This is a genomic window from Nocardiopsis suaedae, from assembly GCF_027706745.1.
Lineage (GTDB): Bacteria > Actinomycetota > Actinomycetes > Streptosporangiales > Streptosporangiaceae > Nocardiopsis_A > Nocardiopsis_A suaedae.
This window is the reverse complement of record NZ_JAQFWP010000002.1, coordinates 100733-112834: the sequence shown is the minus strand read 5'-3', so window position 1 is coordinate 112834 and position 12102 is coordinate 100733. Positions and strand designations below refer to the sequence as shown.

The 12102-nt window shown below is 68.9% G+C and carries 12 protein-coding genes; 4 read left to right on the top strand and 8 right to left on the bottom strand.

What is annotated here, in order from left to right; all coding sequences use genetic code 11:
• Positions 1 to 129: 129 nt before the first annotated feature.
• The gene (locus O4U47_RS01820) at positions 130 to 1596 is read right to left on the bottom strand and encodes an alpha/beta hydrolase family protein (protein WP_270675503.1); all 1467 of its coding nucleotides are present in this window, start codon (positions 1594 to 1596) and stop codon (positions 130 to 132) included.
• Between the two features lie 150 nt (positions 1597 to 1746).
• Between O4U47_RS01820 and O4U47_RS01815 the strand changes: the two genes are divergently transcribed.
• The gene (locus O4U47_RS01815) at positions 1747 to 2358 is read left to right on the top strand and encodes a winged helix-turn-helix domain-containing protein (protein ID WP_270675501.1); all 612 of its coding nucleotides are present in this window, start codon (positions 1747 to 1749) and stop codon (positions 2356 to 2358) included.
• A gap of 536 nt (positions 2359 to 2894) precedes the next feature.
• Here O4U47_RS01815 and O4U47_RS01810 read toward each other — a convergent pair.
• Positions 2895 to 3089, bottom strand: coding sequence for a hypothetical protein (locus O4U47_RS01810; protein WP_270675499.1), 195 nt, complete (start codon positions 3087 to 3089; stop codon positions 2895 to 2897).
• 875 nt (positions 3090 to 3964) lie between these two features.
• Between O4U47_RS01810 and O4U47_RS01805 the strand changes: the two genes are divergently transcribed.
• Positions 3965 to 4351 carry a hypothetical protein gene (locus O4U47_RS01805; RefSeq protein WP_270675497.1) on the top strand — a complete coding sequence of 129 codons (387 nt, stop codon included), beginning with the start codon at positions 3965 to 3967 and terminating at the stop codon, positions 4349 to 4351.
• A gap of 119 nt (positions 4352 to 4470) precedes the next feature.
• Here O4U47_RS01805 and O4U47_RS01800 read toward each other — a convergent pair whose 3' ends face one another.
• From O4U47_RS01800 to O4U47_RS01785, 4 genes are all read right to left on the bottom strand, one after another.
• Positions 4471 to 5037 carry a cupin domain-containing protein gene (locus O4U47_RS01800; protein WP_270675496.1) on the bottom strand — a complete coding sequence of 189 codons (567 nt, stop codon included), beginning with the start codon at positions 5035 to 5037 and terminating at the stop codon, positions 4471 to 4473.
• Between the two features lie 180 nt (positions 5038 to 5217).
• A complete protein-coding gene (locus O4U47_RS01795) occupies positions 5218 to 6021 on the bottom strand; it encodes an RloB family protein (protein ID WP_270675495.1) in 804 nt (267 codons plus the stop codon).
• Positions 6018 to 7349, bottom strand: coding sequence for an AAA family ATPase (locus O4U47_RS01790; RefSeq protein ID WP_270675493.1), 1332 nt, complete (start codon positions 7347 to 7349; stop codon positions 6018 to 6020). Before O4U47_RS01790 ends, O4U47_RS01795 begins: the two co-directional genes overlap by 4 nt.
• A gap of 1169 nt (positions 7350 to 8518) precedes the next feature.
• Entirely contained in the window at positions 8519 to 8893 is a 375-nt protein-coding gene (locus O4U47_RS01785) for a hypothetical protein (protein ID WP_270675491.1), read from the bottom strand.
• A gap of 171 nt (positions 8894 to 9064) precedes the next feature.
• Between O4U47_RS01785 and O4U47_RS01780 the strand changes: the two genes are divergently transcribed.
• Positions 9065 to 9925 carry a helix-turn-helix domain-containing protein gene (locus tag O4U47_RS01780; protein WP_270675489.1) on the top strand — a complete coding sequence of 287 codons (861 nt, stop codon included), beginning with the start codon at positions 9065 to 9067 and terminating at the stop codon, positions 9923 to 9925.
• A gap of 1 nt (position 9926) precedes the next feature.
• Positions 9927 to 10130, top strand: a complete 204-nt coding sequence (locus tag O4U47_RS01775) for a DUF397 domain-containing protein (RefSeq protein ID WP_333563627.1) — start codon at positions 9927 to 9929, stop codon at positions 10128 to 10130.
• Here O4U47_RS01775 and O4U47_RS01770 read toward each other — a convergent pair whose 3' ends face one another.
• Together O4U47_RS01770 and O4U47_RS01765 are read right to left on the bottom strand one after the other, a co-directional pair.
• Entirely contained in the window at positions 10131 to 10901 is a 771-nt protein-coding gene (locus O4U47_RS01770) for a hypothetical protein (RefSeq protein WP_270675487.1), read from the bottom strand. It lies immediately after the preceding gene.
• 18 nt (positions 10902 to 10919) lie between these two features.
• Complete coding sequence (locus tag O4U47_RS01765) at positions 10920 to 12089, bottom strand: C40 family peptidase (RefSeq protein ID WP_270675485.1); 1170 nt, start codon at positions 12087 to 12089, stop codon at positions 10920 to 10922.
• Positions 12090 to 12102: the final 13 nt, after the last annotated feature.

The window sequence follows — 12102 nt, the reverse complement described above, 5'->3', positions numbered from 1 at the left end:
ACCCGCCTTGTCGACCGGTGCGCCGACGGGCGCCCCTTTCCCCAGGGCGGCGGGAGGCCCGAACGCTCCCCGTTCCGCGCGAGAGTCCCTGGCCGCCGTCCGGTCCACCCGGTCTCCACGCCATCGGCGTCAGACCGTGAACAGGCCCCAGTACGCGGCCCACGGCAGCAGGACGGCGGTCCCGGCGAGCAGCGAGCCCAGGCGGATTTTCGCGGGGGTGTCGAAGGATGCGCGCGCACGGTAGCACCGGACGCCCAAGGAGAGCGCCGCCGCGGTGGCGCCCAGGGTCGCCAGCTGCAGTGCCAGCCACGGCAGCGGATGCCCGGCGACGACCGGGCCGGGCGTCGTCCCGGCGCTGATCATGATCACCCCGAGGTAGCCGATGGTGAGCGGGGGAACGGCCAGGCCCACCAGGCCCAACGCCGTGGCGGTCCGGCGGCCCGGGTGCAGCCGGGGCCGACCGCGCAGGCGGGAGTAGGCGCCGACGAGGAGGGAGCCCCCGAAAGCGACCACGAGCACGGCGAACGCGGTGAGCTGGACGCCGGGCGACTCGTGCGCGGCCAGCGGCGCGAGCGGTTGGCTGTCCTCGTCCTGCTCCGGAGGCGCGTCCGCCCTTCCCGCGGCGGGGACACCGGACAGCCCGTGCACCCATTCGGTGACCACTCGGACGTACTCGGGGGAAAGGTCGCGGAAGAGGTTGTCGAGGTCGGCTTCGGCCTCCACATATCCGTCGTCGCTGGGCTCCATGCTGTGCCCTGCACCGTCGATGACACGCAGCGCCGAGTGGGGGTGGCCGCCGCGAGCAAGGGCGTCCGCGTAGATCCGGAGGGTCTCCCCGGGCGGGGTCGAGCGGTCGAGGGCGGCGGCCACGCCCAGGAACGGCCGCTCCAGCCGTTCCAGCGCGGGCCGGGGATCGTGGCCGTGCAGGCGGAACATGTCGGCGGCCACGATGTGGCGGGTCAGCGTCTCCCCCAGCCGCGACCGCAGGGGCTCTGAGACCCCGGCGTGCCGGAGCTGCATCCGGTTCATCCACACCTGGGTGCGCTCCGGTGGCAGGGCACTGGAGTTCGCGGCGATCACGAAGTCCACCGCCGGGGAGCGGTCCGCGGCCTCGATCACCGTCCAGCCGCCCTCGCTGTGCCCGTGCACCCCGACCCGGTCCGGATCCACCTCGGGGCGCTCTTCCAGCAGGTGGACTCCTGCGATCGCGTCGTCGGCCAGGTCGGTGATGGAGGCGGCGAACAGGGAGTAGCCCTCGTCTGGGCCACGCTTGTCGTAGATGAGGGTCACGATCCCGGCACGCGCGAACGCCTCGGCCTGCGGCCGGTAGACCTCGCGCGGCACCCCCTCGCCGGACCCGGCCACGAGCACGAGCGCGGGCAGGTCCGTGCCGCCCCCGGCCGGCGCGATGACGGTCCCGCCGACCGCCCGGTCCCCGGAATCGAAGACGACGTCCTCGGTGACGAGGTCACCGGACCGGGACGGCCCGTGGGCCGCGGCCGGGCCGTGGCGTGCGGTGACGGGGGCAGGGAGCGACGCGAGAACGGCCAGGGCAAGCGCGGCCAGGGCCAGGGGGCGGCGGGCGGCACGAGGCATCGGACGGGCCCTTCGGCTGTGGGGGGGCTTCCACCTCCAGTGGTACATGTACACAGAAACTTGTGCAAGGGAAATTGTGCACACGTGTCGGTCGACAGTCCCCGCAGGCCATGGATTGCAAAGACATCTGTGCACAACTACGGTGGCCGCATGGATGACGAGTCGGCGCCGCGGACGATCACCGACCTCGCGGCCCTGAAGGCCTTCGCCCACCCCAGGCGCCAGCACATCATCCAGCACCTGACGGAGCAGGGCCCCGCGACCTCGGCCATGCTGGCGCGCGCCCTCGACATGAACACGGGGGCGACCAGCTACCACCTGCGCGAGCTCGCGCGCCACGGCTTCGTGGAGGAGGTCTCCGTCGAGGGGGCCCACGGGCGGGAGCGGTGGTGGGGCGCCTCCCGCCAGGACCTCCGGTTCCCGCTGCGCAGCGAGCAGGACCCGGCCACCCGGGCGGTCATGGACGAGATGACGGGATACACGCTCTCCCGCGACATCGCCGCCTACCAGGAGGCGGCGCGGGCCATGGACCCCTCCGACCCTTGGGCCGACGCCTTCCCCTTCTCACGGGGATCGATCACGGTGACCCCGGAGGAGCTGACCCAGTTCTTCGAGGAGTACATCGGCCTGCTCAAGCGGTACCAGCGGCCTCCGGAAGAGGCCCCGCCGGAGGCCCGCGTCATCCTCACGCACTTCCTGGGCTACCCCGCTCCGGCGCAAACGGAAGACGGCGAGGGCGAGGGCGGCTCCGAAGGACGCTAGCCCCTGTCCGAGCCTTACGAGAAGACGGCGCTGCGAGCCCGCACAGCCCGACGTACAGCACGGCACCCCGGACCGTCGCCTCGGAGCGCAGGACGGCTCGCCAGAGCGCGGCCGCCATGCGGAACCGTTGGAGCAGCCCCATCCCGCTCTCCCCCGCGCGGCGCGGCCGACACGGCTGCACATCGGAGGGACATGGGAGGGCGGCGGCCCACCTGCGGCCCCCTCCCGCCCCTCCCTGAGCCGGGTCGCACGGCGCGCATCCACCGCCCTCGGCCCCCAGTCGAGTGCGCGTGCGGCCTTGGGAGAAGTTCATCCCCAAGGCCGCACGTGTTCCTCCGGACCATCGCCCGATCGGTCCGCCGACGCGTCCCTCCGCCCCTTTCGGCGAGGATCCGTGCGCGGATTCACGGGAATGGCATTTCCGCCTCAGTGGGCATCAGATGTTGTGGATACCCGACACGCTCACCACCGCTGAAAATGTTCGGAGGTTCGGAGGATCGCCTTCCACCGCGGTTCCGGCCGCGCCCAGAAGAAGCTCAGAAGAAGCGCAGGCGCTCACGCATCTGCTTTTCGGGGTCTTCGAGGTAGATCAGCTCGCCACGGGCCATCGCCTGCTCCAGGTAGGCGTACACCTGGATGGCGCGGTTGATGACGTCGGTCTGGGTGTCCCCCGTGGCGGCGACGGTGGCGTCGAGGGCCTGGGTCGTTCGGGACGTCAGGTTGACCGTCACACGGGCGGAACCGGAGCCGGAACGCCGGGATCCCCCACCACGGTTCTGCTGCTGTCCGGACAGGTCTGTCGATTCGGCACTTGAGATGTTGGGCGGCATCACGCGACCTCAATCTTGATCGGCCCGTTCGGGCACGGCGACGATGCACAGGGCTCAGGCGCCGTTGGAGAACGGGAGGGGTTCGGCCGAGCGTGCGGCACCGGTAACACCGACGCGACGGGGCGCGCACGAGCGCGCGGCCGGCGTTGACGGGCAGGACCGGATGCATGGTGAGAGGGGAGGGGGTGCGAGCGCTCACGCGTGCCCCCCGGAGGGCCGGTTGTTGGAATGAATCCATCCATTCGGCCGCCTCCCCCTTACGCATCAATCGTACTCACTAAAGATGCATCATCGGCGGTACGTTGTCAAGACCATAGGGACGGCGCGCGGCATCGCATGACGCCCTTAGGCGCCGGGGGCGCCGGGGGCGCCGGGCGCACCACGCGACCGACGAGCGGCAGCGACTCGCGAGACCCCGAGGGCACACCCACCCGCCTGCCTCACCTGAGATGAAGTCCGCCGACACCGCACCTGAACGCCCCTTCGAACCCCGCGACCGTTTTGCGGCTTCATGCGTGCTTTCGTGCGGTTCATCGCCGATACCCCTTGTGTATCCCGATGCTGCTCCATCTCCGAATACCCCTCTCCCCATCACTGGGCCATCAGAGCTGCATCCATCATAAGCTTGTTAGACGTATATCTTCTGCTATCGTGATGGCTGTGGATACCCGGCGCTGATGCGTCATGTGCGCCCGAGCAGCACCGAGCGACAGCGGAGCCGCCCGAGGCGCGTTGACAACTTGATACTCACCACCAGGTTCTGGAGGTCATCGCCTATGGGTGAACCCCGGGGGCAGTCTCCGCAGCACACGGACGAGGCCACGGCGGAACCGGCCGACGGGGTCGAGGAACGGGTCCTCGCGGACGACTCCCCCAACACTCGCGCCGATGTCGTCTTCGACAGGACCCCCTGCCGCTTCTCGATGGAGGCCGGCGTCGGACCGGCGCGGGGAGCGATCTCAGGGGAGGCAGGCCCCGGCTCACCCATGGAGGCGGCCGGGGCCACGCTCGTCGCCATGGTGGCCACCGCGATTCCACCGGCGGGGATCGGCATCCTTCTCGTTCTCGCGAAAGCACCCGTCGCCGTAGTGGCCACCGCCAGCGTCACCGTCTGGCTCGCCGCCGTCGGCATCTTCTTCCTGATGCGCCGGCGGCAGAGCTGAAGGACCCGGGTGGGCTCCTCCGTCCCCGCCGAGGAGCCCGCCCGGGTCGCAGTGCTGCGCACGAAAGGCGCCCCGCCCCACGGGGACCGGCGCCTCCCGGTCCCCGTCCGTTCAGCGGCTCAGCGGGTCTTGAAGGAGTTCCTCAGAGAGGCCCGCTTCTCCCACGAGTCCCTGCCGGGCCCCTCGGGCATCTCGGGGAACCAGCTGTCGTGGCGGATGAGGAACCGGCGGCGCTCTTCGTCGCTCATGCTCCCGATCTCGCCGAGCTTCTCGAAGTACTCCTCCCGCGCCGCCCCTGGGGCGAACAGCATCAGGAACTCGGCGAGCTCGCCGGAGATGTTGCCGAACGAGTGCATGCCGCCGGGCGGGATGTAGGGGTAGTCGCCCTTGGCCGCATCCATCCATCGCTCCCCGTCGAAGACGTGGATCTCCCCGGAGAGGACGTAGAACGCCTCCGACATCGTCTTGTGGAAGTGAGGCTTGGTCCCGCCGATCGCGGGCCCCATCCGGTTCTGGTAGAGGCCGAAGAGGCCGTCGGTGCTCAGCCGGGTGGAGAGGAAGTGGAACTCGCCGCCGCCGGGCGTCGTGAGGTCCGGAGGAGTGTCGGCCGGCCGGAAGGTCGCGTTGACCTCCCACGTGTCGCTGTCGTGGAGGACGTCGGGGTAGTCGGGGGCGGGAAAGGTCATGGTCTGCTCTTCTCCGGTTCGTCGTCCGTCGCCGAGTCGGGCCGCACGGTCCGAGGGCCAGACATGACACCGTTCCCTCGGGCATCCGCCCGGGTCCGCTTCACTGACGGATGCCGCGCCACGGATGTGACAGACGGGGCGCGGTTCTTCCGTGCCCGGTGCCGATCACACGATTGCCGATCACACGATGCCGAGCGAGACCAGAAGCCTCCAGACGTCCGTCGACGGGTCACGCTTGATCGGGTCGCACTCAGGCGCATGCCCGGAGCGCGCGGACCACTGCCCCGGCTTCGTCGGCGACTCGCCGGATGGCCGACGGTCGATCTGGCCGGTATGCGCCTTCCCGGCTTTGCAGCCGCCGTGCTCGCAGGCGCTCACAAGCGCGCGGGCATTGGCCACGGCGGCGGTTTCCCGGCCGCGCAGGGCGTCTCTCCTCCGGCCCTTGATGCCCTTGTCGTTCCGCTTATCGTAGTCCTTGAAGGCTTCGGCTCCTCCGGCCGCGCGCAGCTTGTCCACGACGTTCCTGCTTCTGCCGCTCTGCGCCCCTGAGAAGGGCTGGAAGTGCAGGAGCAACCACAGGTCGAACGAGGGGTGGGAGAGGCAGACGTCGACCTGCACATCGGCGGCCGCGGCCAGCGCCTCCCGGATGTCGCCGTCCCGGTCGGCACCGTCTCTATCGAAGAGGACCCACGCCTCCTCCCCCTCACGGGCCTTCTCGGCAGCCTTGGCCACGGCCTGCTTCGGCAGCAGGCCGTTCCTGTCGCTGATGGGGTGGATCTGGAAGGGATGACGAGCGTCGCCCCCTTCACCACCGTCGCCGAACTCGTGGTTGAGGTGGATGAGGTAGTCCGGCTCGGTCGCCGCCCCTTCGACGGCGACGAAGAGCACCCGGACCTGCCGCTCCCTGGACCGCGCCGGGCGCTCGAGGGGAGCCTCGTCGTCGATCAAACTGCGTCGGCGGCGCCGCTTGTCCCGCTTGCTCACGCGCTCGGCCTCATCCCCGACTGCGCGATGTCCCGCGCGATCTCGCCGGGCGTCAGCCGGGGCACGCCCCCGTACCTCCCCCGCAGGTAGCCGCGCTCAAGGCTCTCCTCCTTACGCGGCTTCGCGTCGGTGACCGGGTAGAGCTCGGTGGCGCCGTCCTGCTTCTTCCGGGTGATCCACACCTGGTCACGGTCGAGGGGACGGTCGACCACGGCACTGCCCAGGAGCGACACGTCGTGCGTGGTGAAGATGAGCTGCGCACCATGAGGGTTGGAGTCCTGGTCCTGGAAGATGCGGACGACCTCGGCGGCAAGCGACGGGTGCAGGCTGGAGTCGAGTTCGTCGACCAGAAGCACACTCCCATCGTCCAACGCCTGGAGCATCGGCCCGAGGACGTCGAACCAGGTGTGCGTGCCCTGCGACTCCTCGGTGATGAAGTCCAGTGACACGTCTCCATCAGCCCCCCTGTGTTGGAATCTGACCCGCGCCAGTCCCTCGGCCACGCGCTGCACCTCGCCTTCCTCCCCCGTGAGGGGGGTGAGGTACCAAGGCTCCAGCGTGACCCCGGAGATGCCGAGGTCGGCGACGGCGAGGAGGCGTTCGATCTCCTCGCGTCGGGATTCCCCTGCAGCGGCCAGCATCCGCGACGTAAGTCCATCTCCCATGAGGTTCTGGCGCCTTGAACCCGCCTCTCCGAGACTGTCTGTGAGGCTGTCTGTGAACCAGCGGAGCAGGGGGCTGAGCTGGGGATCGTTCAGCGCGGCGCCAGTCGAGAGGAACAGGGCGTTAGGGCGAGTCATGTCCACGATCGCATCGCGCTTGCCTTTGAAGCCAGCCCCGCGAAAGACGTACTCGTCGCCGCCCTCTTCCGCACGCTCGGCGTCCCGGTCGAACCACACGCTGCGCTTGCCGTGCGGGTAGACGTGCAACCACTCCGCCTCAATGCGCTCGTCGGAGACCTCGAAGCCGTAGGTGTACCTGGTTCCGGGTTCACCGAGGAGCAGGTCCACCTCGAAGAGGGACGTCTCCTCTCGCGATTCGCGGTCGAGCTTGAACGGCTGACGGAGGACCCTGCCAGGATGCCGCGCCCAGTCCGCGAATGAGCTCGTCACTGCATGCTGCATGAAGGCAAGAGCATGGATCACGTTCGACTTGCCTGAGGCGTTGGCTCCGAATAGGCCCACGACCGGAAGCGCGCTGACCGCCCTGCCCTTCGATCGGAGGGGCGTCGGCCTGGCCGTCCCTTCGTTGAACTCGGTTCCGACGAGGGACAGCGTCTGCTCGTCACGGATCGAGCGGTGGTTGGCGGTCCGGAATCGGAGCAGCATGCCCGGCCTCCTCATTTGACGTCTGATGCGGTGGCGTCAGACGACTCTTTGCGCAGGTGAACTGCGTAAGAGCGCTTCTAATAATGGTAGGCCATTACCTGGTCCTTCGGGGAGCGGAGCCGTGGACAACGGAGCACGCCTCAGCCGAAGAGGCCGAGGAGGCGGGCGAGGAGGACGACGGCGGCGACCGAGCAGGAGTAGGGCAGGGCCTCCCAGGCGGTGACGAGCATCCATTCGCCGCTGGTGCGGTAGGGCGGGTAGGGGGCGGGATCGCGCCGACGGCGACGGGCCGCCTTCGCGGTGCGGCCTGGTGGTGGGCCGACTGGGCGGGGGCGGCCGGGTGGGCGCGAAGTGCCGGGCGGACGAGATCGCTCGGGGGACGTGGGTGGTGGGGGCGGCGCGGGCTGTTCAGGCCGCGCGGTCGGCCCCGGGGACGGGAGGGGCGGGAGGTGGCGCAGGTCCAGGGCGCCGGACTCGGCTCTGCGGGCTCGTCTGTCGGCGTGGGCCGTGCGGACGTCGCCGACGGTCGGGGCGGTGGCGCGGGCATCCGGGTTGAGCTGGCGGGCGGTTTCGAGGAGCCACGGCGGGAGTTCGGCCTCCGGGACGTCGTGGCTCGCGCGGGCGTGGGGCGAGCGGAGCAGGGGCGGGCCGTCGGGCCGGGCCTGGGGTGAGGGCGTGCCTGGTGGTGGCGCCGACCGGGCGTGGCTGAAGCGCTGCCCGTGTCGTCGGGAGAGGACCAGGCGGACGCGGCTGGCGACGGCCGGCGGTGGGGTCGTCGCGGGAGCGGGCGGGGAGGGGAGGTCGGCGGGCGTGGCCGGGTGCTCGTTGATCATGAGGTTCTCCGGGAGGAGCTCGGTGTAGAGCGGTCGGGAGTACAGGTGCCGACGCGGGAAGGCCGTCGGCGCGAGGAGGCGTGCCGCTGCCGCCGGGAGTGGGCGGAGAGGGCCGGGGAACGACGCGGGCCGGGCCGGGGAGTGGCACGGCCAGGGAGCGACACGGATCAGGGACTGACGCGGCCGGGGAGTGACGCGAGCCTGAGCAGCGGGCGATGGGCCACGTGGGCCAGGGCGTCGAAGAGTCGGTGAGGGGCTGGTGGATGTGGCCGTGTTGTGGCCGTGTAGGGCGCTCCGCCCGGCCCCCTCCGTCCGGGCGGAGCGCGTCGAGGGCGGCTACCGGCGCCGTGCGGGTGCAGCGGGGGCCGCCGCGAGGATGGACTCGATCCGACGGGCGAGGTCGGCGTACTCCTCGACCGGGAGGAGGCGGGTCATCTCGGGCTCGGCGATCTCGCGCTCGAAGCGCTGACCGGGCCAGAGGAGCCACCACCAGGGACGGGCGGAGACGGCGTCCGCGCGCAGGACCGCTCGCTGGAAGGCGAACGGGCACCCGCGGAGCCGGGCGGAGTCGCCGCCGTCGGGGTCGGGGATGTAGGCGTCGACGACGGAGACGGAGGTGTCGACGGCCGTGCCGAGGCCGCGCGCTTCGAGCTCTTTGGCGAGAGCGAAGAGCGGGTGGAACGGCGAGCCGGTGTAGACGGATACGGGCATGAGGTCACCACCTGAGGTGCGGGGCCGACCCCTTCGTAACTGGTCGACCTCTCACCGTGAGTGTGATTTACCTCCGAGGTATTTTGCAAGCAGTTTGAAGGAATCTGAGGTACTTAGTTGTCTCGCAGCGCCCCCGTATGATCACGACACGACCAGCGACCGGAGGTGGGTGTGACCGACGACCACGGCCCGACGGTGCGGCATCGCCGCTTGTCGAACGAGTTGAAGCGACTCCGCGAGGCGGCGGGACTCGACACGCTCGACGTCGCCCAAGCCCTGGGCTGGGACCGCTCAAAGGTGAACCGCATCGAGCGCAGCCAGTGGAAGCGCCTGAAAGAGGCGGATATCAGAGGCTTGTGCGGGTTGTACGAGGTCACCGACGAGGGCCGGGTCGCCGCCCTCGTCGCCATGTCCAAGCAGGCGAAGGAGCAGGGCTGGTGGGTGCGCTACCACGACGTCCTGGGCCCCGGCTCATACGTGAACCTCGAATCGCAGGCGTGCGCCATCCGCTTCTTCGGCGCGCTCATCATCCCCGGGCTGCTGCAAACACCCGCCTACGCACGGGCCCTGATCCGTTCCGGGGGCATCACCGAGCCGAGCGAGGTCAAGCGCCGCGTCGAGGCGCGCATGGCACGGCAGGAGCTTCTCAATCGCCCTGACCGACCCCGCGTGAGCGCCATCATCGACGAGGCGGCCCTCCGCAAGCTCGTCGGAGGCGCGCTCACCATGCGCGAGCAGCTCCTCCACCTGATGCTCTTCAACGAAGAGGGCACGGCGGAGGTGCGCATCGTTCCCGACAGCGTCGGCGGCCACCCCGGCGTGACCGGCCAGTTCGCTCTTCTCGACTTCGCAGCGGCGGAGCAGTCCACCGTCGTCTTCATCGATATTTCGCGGGACGGTATCTTCATGGAGGAACCGGAAGAGGTCGGGCGGTACGAAGCGAAGTACGAGGGTCTGGCTTCGCTTGCTCTGTCCCCCGAGGAGACGAACGATCGCCTGACTCAACTCGTTGACGAGATGAGAGGACGTTGAGGTGGACCAGTCCTCGACCGTGGAGTGGCGGAAGAGTTCCTACAGCAGCCCCGAGGGTCAGGAGTGCGTCGAAGTCGGCAGACCTCGGAGACCAAGCACCCGCGAATCGCGCTCCGTCTATGTCAGAGATTCAAGATCGCCGGACTTTACCCCTCTCGCCCTGCCGGTTCAGACGTGGGTCTCCTTCATCGCAGCGTTCAGATGATCAGTACTTCGGAATCCACAGACCGAGGTCGATGTCCAACCGGTTGACGACTTTATCAACCTCATGCTCGAAAGCCTGTCGGGGGACCAGATCCTCCCCGCCGTTCTTGGCCGTCAGCTGGATTTCGTAAACGGCGCCTCGCGTGCGAACGAGCACCCTGTAGGCCGTCTCCCCATCACCCGGCGAGCCATAAACATAGTACGACTCGTCCGAGTAGTCCCCCGCTTCAGCGACCTCGACGTCCTGAATCCCGGCTTCGAGTTCACCCCGACGCTGCTGAAGGTCACTGGACGCGGAGTCTTCCGGTGATTCCTCGCCGCTCGCATTGATGATGGCGTTGTAGGAGAAGGAAAAATCCCAACGCTCGATCGAGTCAAAATCAGGGTTGAGAACCCACTGACAATCATCCGAGACGACACGGTTCCCTTCCTCACCGCTCTCGGCCGTATCCTCGAAGTCGTCGTCGTTGTCGGTCCGTTCGACGCTGAGGCTGGATATCGTTGGAATCGACTTGGCACAGAGGTCGAGCTCGCCGGCCTCCAGTTCATCGATCGGCTCACCGGTCTGATCACTTACAGCGCCTCCGCCTGCCGACGGGGGCTCCTCTTCCTCTCCACCTGTGACCGTGGAGACGAAGAGGCGCAGAGTTCCGACGATGACGCCCATCACGAGGAACGCGGCCAGGGTCCCCGAAACAAAGACGACGAGGAACGCCTTCCACCCGTGGAGCCCCTTCTTCGCCGGTCTGCTCGCCGCTGCCTTCTCGGCCATATTCCCTCTGACCCTCGCCTAGGGGTTCTGCTGCTCCAACTGCGCCTTCACGTCCGGGTGCTCCAGCGGCCGCGTGAAGCCGAGGATGTCCGCACGGCTCGGGTCATCATACTCACGGGTCGCGATCGGCCCGCAGTCGGTACACCAGGCCTCCACCATCAGCCCGTCCCCGATCACCATGCCGACGTGTCCGGGGCCGGGCGGCTCATTCGAACGGCTCACATCAAAGAAGACGAGGTCCCCGGGCTGTTCCTCGCCCTGCGGGACCTCAGGGCCGAAGGTCCACTGATCCTGGGAGACCCTGGGAATCGAGACCCCGATGCTCGCGTAGGCCTTCATCGTCAGACCGGAACAATCGAAGGTGTTCGGCCCGGTCGCTCCGTAGACGTACGACTTGCCACGCTGCGCCAGCGCCCAGTCGACCACGGCCTGCGAATACTCATCCGGTGCCCGGCCGATCGGCACCCCTTGCTCGTCGACCGTGCAGTTCACCGCGGTCTCGATCGCCCCGCTGGCGTCGAAGTCGCCGTCGGCGTACTGGTCGGCCCACCCCATGACGTCGTCGACGTACCACCAGGCGTGGTTATAGGAGAAGATCGCCTGTCGGACGTCGTCCTTGATCCCGTTCGCGATCAAATAGTCGGCGGCCGCCGGAATCGCGTCCTCGGGGTCGTAGACGTTGACGATGCCGTCCTCGTTGCCGTCCTGCCCGTACCCCTCCTCAGGGCGGTCGTCGGTGTCCATGATCGGCTCGCCGCCCCAGCTGTTGCCTGCCGCCGATCCGTCAAGGGCACCGAACTGCATCGGACCGGCGGCACCCCAGTCGTTGTGCCCCTCGGTGATGCCGGGGCCCTCCCAGCGCCCGTGCTTGCTCTCGACCTGGCCGATGCCGGCGAGGATGTTCCAGGGGATCCCCTTCTCATCGCCCCACTCTTTGTAGAGTTCCAAGTAGTTCTCGGGGATCGAATCCTCGGCGTAGCCGCTGCTCTGAGCCTGCTGGGCGTCGGGATCGGACGAGCATTGGAGCCCCTGCACCGCCATGTACCCCGCCGGTTGCAGGATGGCCAGGGGAAGCACCACAAGGACCAGGACCAGCACCCCGGCCATCAGGAACCCGACGGCGATGGCCAGCCGTGTGGCACAGGCCCCGGAGTCGTCCCGGGGCCGCTCGACGAAGAGGGAGATCATTCGGTCACCTGCC

Bases quoted from the DNA above. Each gene is read 5' to 3' on its own strand.
- O4U47_RS01820 (WP_270675503.1), bottom strand. From the start codon at position 1,596: ATGCCTCGTGCCGCCCGCCGCCCCCTGGCCCTGGCCGCGCTTGCCCTG.
- O4U47_RS01815 (WP_270675501.1), top strand. From the start codon at position 1,747: ATGGATGACGAGTCGGCGCCGCGGACGATCACCGACCTCGCGGCCCTG.
- O4U47_RS01805 (WP_270675497.1), top strand. From the start codon at position 3,965: ATGGGTGAACCCCGGGGGCAGTCTCCGCAGCACACGGACGAGGCCACG.
- O4U47_RS01800 (WP_270675496.1), bottom strand. From the start codon at position 5,037: ATGACCTTTCCCGCCCCCGACTACCCCGACGTCCTCCACGACAGCGAC.
- O4U47_RS01790 (WP_270675493.1), bottom strand. From the start codon at position 7,349: ATGCTGCTCCGATTCCGGACCGCCAACCACCGCTCGATCCGTGACGAG.
- O4U47_RS01785 (WP_270675491.1), bottom strand. From the start codon at position 8,893: ATGCCCGTATCCGTCTACACCGGCTCGCCGTTCCACCCGCTCTTCGCT.
- O4U47_RS01770 (WP_270675487.1), bottom strand. From the start codon at position 10,901: ATGGCCGAGAAGGCAGCGGCGAGCAGACCGGCGAAGAAGGGGCTCCAC.
- O4U47_RS01765 (WP_270675485.1), bottom strand. From the start codon at position 12,089: ATGATCTCCCTCTTCGTCGAGCGGCCCCGGGACGACTCCGGGGCCTGT.